The sequence below is a fragment of the Azospirillum endophyticum genome, from assembly GCF_016595245.1.
Taxonomy (GTDB): domain Bacteria; phylum Pseudomonadota; class Alphaproteobacteria; order Azospirillales; family Azospirillaceae; genus Azospirillum; species Azospirillum endophyticum.
In genome coordinates, this window is sequence record NZ_JAENHM010000047.1 from 1 (window position 1) to 3,660 (window position 3,660).

Genomic DNA, 3,660 nt, shown 5'->3' on the forward strand with positions numbered 1-3,660 from the left:
CGCCTGATCTCCATCGCTTCTGGGCGAAATCCGTCGGCAGGCCGAGTTCTGCACCAAAGTCCCCTCGCATGGCTGAGCGAGATCGCCATCGGCAACAGCTTCACCGAACTGGAAAGGCGGTCGCCAGCCAGTCTTCTGGAGGATGCAGCCCACGCCCGGCAACACGCGGACGATGCGCTCAAGGCCTTTGGACAGGCGCTGGAGGAAATCCAGATGATCGCCTCAGGCGCCATCGGTCCAAACTGCGGAGCAGGGCCGGAACTGGTGCGGATCGCAGGCTACGCCGAAACGGCGCTCGATATGATCCGTCGCCTGGGCGGTTGTCAGCCGGCCGCGACGAGTGATGAAGCGGAGCGGGCTGATGCGCTTTGAAAGGCCCCGTTGGAGGAGGTGGTCGGAGTGATACGGCAATCCATCAATTGCCCTGAGACAGCAATCGGCACTCTCCCCGTGTGACGGTCGATGGCGTCAGGGCTGGCGACGGCGCCCTCTTTGTTGTTCGAAAGCGCCGCACCGGTTTAATCAATTAAACTAGCGAGAGTTTAATCGATTAAACCTGTCTGCGCTCCCGAGCCAGTTCATCACGCACCCTCGCCAGTTCCGCCAAGAGCTTGGCTTCTCTCGCCTCAAGCTCTGCGATCCTGCTTTCGCGACTCATCGGCGCGCGGGCGCTTTGGAAGAACTGCCGGATCTCCGCCTGGCGAATGTCCGGACGCAGCAGTCCTTCGGCGGCGGCTCGACTGCGCTGCTCGTCGGTGAGCCGGGCTAGCATGTAGACGGTGCCGTATCCTGCGGCGGCCATCTCCTGCGGCACGACACGGTCCCGGATCGCCCGGTAGGCGCTCATCAGCTGCGACCGGGCAGACTTCCCGAACCGGCGGTTCAGACCATCATACAGGGCTTGCCGATCGTCGTCGGTGAGGCGCGTCTCCGCCAGCGTCAGCAGTTCGCCGATCCGAAGGAACCTCTGCTGGGCATCCTCCCAGAGTTCGGTGATCCGGGATAGGAACTCATCGGCGGTGCGCGGCGCACGGGATTCCGGCAGGGGAGGGAATAACTCTCCATCAAGCGCAACTTGCCCCGGGGGAGGGGAGGGGAGGATCTCGACTGGTACCGAGGGCTTCTGTGCGTCGCCCATCACAGCTTGGAGGTATGCGGAGTCCGTCACTGGCGCCGGCGGCGGGCGCCTGCTCGTCCGCGCCTTCGGCTTGTGGACCACCTCGAAGTCCTTTCCAGGCTGACGGGGCTTAGCCACGGAATGTCTCCAGTAGGGCGAGAGCCTCGACACCGATTGCCTCGATGTCGTCGGACATCGCCGCATAAGGCGCCGGCTTCTGCGCGAAGCTCGCATGGTTGATGGAGGCTTTCAGGCCGAGGTCGGCTTTCATCGTCGGCACGCCCAGGCTGGTGAGCTGCTGCCGGGCAGCCTGATCGACAGTGGCGCGCCGGTCGACCTGGGACAGCACTGCGGCGGCAGGGATATGGGCGCGGGGGGAGAACCGGCGGGCCTTCGTGATGGCGTTCACGACGTGCTGGAAGGTGCGGAACGCCTCGACAACGTCTTTCAGGTCCGCTTTGGTCGGGATCAACACCAAGCTGGATATGTCGATTGCGTTGATCAGGGCGGTGCTGTTGGCGCCCGGCACATCGATGAGGACGAAGCTGTGGGACTCGGCCATCGCGTTGGCCACTTGGACGAGGTCGTCAGCCTGGACGACGCGACCTTCGACGAGTTGGGACTGCGCGAGCCAACCGGACAGGTTCTTGTTCGGATCGGCATCGAGGGCGCACACCGCCTCGCCCTTACGCTTCAGGAACTCGGCCATCGAGTAGGCAAGGGTGGTCTTGCCCACGCCGCCTTTGCTGCTGCCGAAGGTGATGATCCTGCCCATCTGATGCTGTCCCCCGCACGTGCGATCAACCAGGCAGGGCCGGAAAGGTCCGACCGCCACGGCTCTGGTCTGGCGGGAGGGTGCGAGATCCGCAGCGGCGGTGTCAACGCCTATAGGGGAGGCCCATTTCAACCCTGGTACAGCTTTCAGTCCAGGCAAGGAGTGGACTTTGGGGGCGCGCCCCTAAAGTCCACGGAATGGTCGACTACCTGATGAGGAACTGCTTCTCCGGGATCGGAGGTGCGGACGGCTTCAGGACCACAGCTTCATCCGTGATTTCGACATCCGCTTCTGGGTAGACTGCAAGGGCGGCCTTGAGCGGCTCAATGAACCGTTCCTTGAACTTCCGGATGCGGTCATAGCCGGCGCCGAACTGTCCGTGGAGAGCCGCCCAGGTGACAGGTGCCGGCTTGTCCAAGGAGTGCAGGCGGTAGGCAAGCCAGATATAGACGTCGATCGCCATGCTCTGGTTGGAGATATGCCGCAGTGCAGGCTCTGCAATTGGTACCGGATGGTCAGTAAGAGCCTTGTAAAAGTTGTCGCCAAGCCTGACGGTGTCGACCCATAGACGGGGCTGGTTGTCATCATCGGCTTCGTAAAGCTGGATGCCGCCCTTGACGATTGAGTCCTTCGCGAACTTGGCCTTGCGGCCATCGTCGTCCCATACGAATGTCAGATTGCAGGCTGAAATTCGATTTGCCTGCTCCTTGATGTCCCTGTAGCTCTTTCCACCGATCGGCACACCCATGCGGCTCATCCACTCTCGCATGCTCCTGCCGAGTTCGACCTCGGGGCAACTGGTCTGGATGGCGCGGGTTTGGAGATAGAGCAGCATCAGGCGGGCACGGCTGCCGAAAGGAACACCGTAGAGCTTGTCCTCGCCGCCGGGGAGAGGAAGGCGGCCGGGTTCGATGATCAGCCGAACCTTATGGCCCTGCCGGCGCCAGACCGCCTCATCTTCGAGCCGTTTGTGTGGTAGTGCGGTGAGGCAGAATCCGGAGTAGGTGATGCCAAGGGCAGGATTCTCTTCAGCCAGCATTCGAGCGGCAATGTCTACATACTGCCGGTCTTCGACCGGGACGAGGCGCTTGGCTTCGTCGCGACCGTGTTTGATGATGAGCTGGTGAATTTCAGCCATGGCCTACTCCTGATCCGGTGGCAGGATGACGATCAGTCCTAGATTCTTCAAGTTGGACTCTGGGGGCGCAGGCTATTTGACAACCTAGTAGTTATCTTACTATTTGATTCGCCCCTATAGTCCACGGGATTTGCCGATTCGCATCGATTCGCCTGCCCCCAGAGTCCATGGGGTTGCCCCCAAAGTCCAAGTTTTGACTGTGCTCAACTCGCCCGTCGTTGGGTCGCTGCCGAGCCGTTGAACGCGAATCGAGACACAGGAACCCGAATCGGAGCCGCGCCCCCAGAGTCCAAATGCCAGCACCGTCGGATCGGCAGAGCCGGCAATTAGGATGAAGCGCCCCCAAAGTCCACTGTTCCAGACCGGATGGCGCTGTTCTGCTCCGCCCGAGCGCAATCCTATGCGCCCCTAGAGTCCAAAGCTGTTCTCAGGCGCCCCTAAAGTCCACGCCTTCAGATCGACATTCGAGGTGTCAATGAATCAATGTTCTTGAAAAGTTCTCTCCGGCGCACATTGTTGCTCTGATACCCGGGGTGGGCGCTGAAGCGGGGGAGGGGACGGTGCGGATCGACTTTGGTGCAGAACTCGGCCTGCCGACGGATTTCGCCCAGAAGCGATGGAGATCAGGCG

General features: G+C 61.7%; 4 protein-coding genes. 1 reads left to right on the plus strand and 3 read right to left on the minus strand.

Annotated features, from left to right (window positions below):
- Positions 1-372: hypothetical protein (locus JHL17_RS16055; RefSeq protein WP_200194554.1), on the plus strand; the 372-nt coding region annotated here is incomplete at its 5' end.
- 178 nt (positions 373-550) lie between these two features.
- On the opposite strand, the gene JHL17_RS16060 is transcribed toward JHL17_RS16055, so the two are convergent.
- The 3 genes from JHL17_RS16060 to JHL17_RS16070 form a co-directional block, all read right to left on the minus strand.
- Complete coding sequence (locus JHL17_RS16060) at positions 551-1,138, minus strand: hypothetical protein (protein ID WP_200194555.1); 588 nt, start codon at positions 1,136-1,138, stop codon at positions 551-553.
- 109 nt (positions 1,139-1,247) lie between these two features.
- Positions 1,248-1,892 carry a ParA family protein gene (locus tag JHL17_RS16065; RefSeq protein ID WP_085557440.1) on the minus strand — a complete coding sequence of 215 codons (645 nt, stop codon included), beginning with the start codon at positions 1,890-1,892 and terminating at the stop codon, positions 1,248-1,250.
- A 205-nt stretch (positions 1,893-2,097) separates the two neighbouring features.
- Positions 2,098-3,030 carry a replication protein RepA gene (locus JHL17_RS16070; RefSeq protein WP_085557439.1) on the minus strand — a complete coding sequence of 311 codons (933 nt, stop codon included), beginning with the start codon at positions 3,028-3,030 and terminating at the stop codon, positions 2,098-2,100.
- Positions 3,031-3,660 lie beyond the last annotated feature (630 nt).

Bases quoted from the DNA above. Each gene is read 5' to 3' on its own strand.
- JHL17_RS16070 (WP_085557439.1), bottom strand. From the start codon at position 3,030: ATGGCTGAAATTCACCAGCTCATCATCAAACACGGTCGCGACGAAGCC.
- JHL17_RS16065 (WP_085557440.1), bottom strand. From the start codon at position 1,892: ATGGGCAGGATCATCACCTTCGGCAGCAGCAAAGGCGGCGTGGGCAAG.
- JHL17_RS16060 (WP_200194555.1), bottom strand. From the start codon at position 1,138: ATGGGCGACGCACAGAAGCCCTCGGTACCAGTCGAGATCCTCCCCTCC.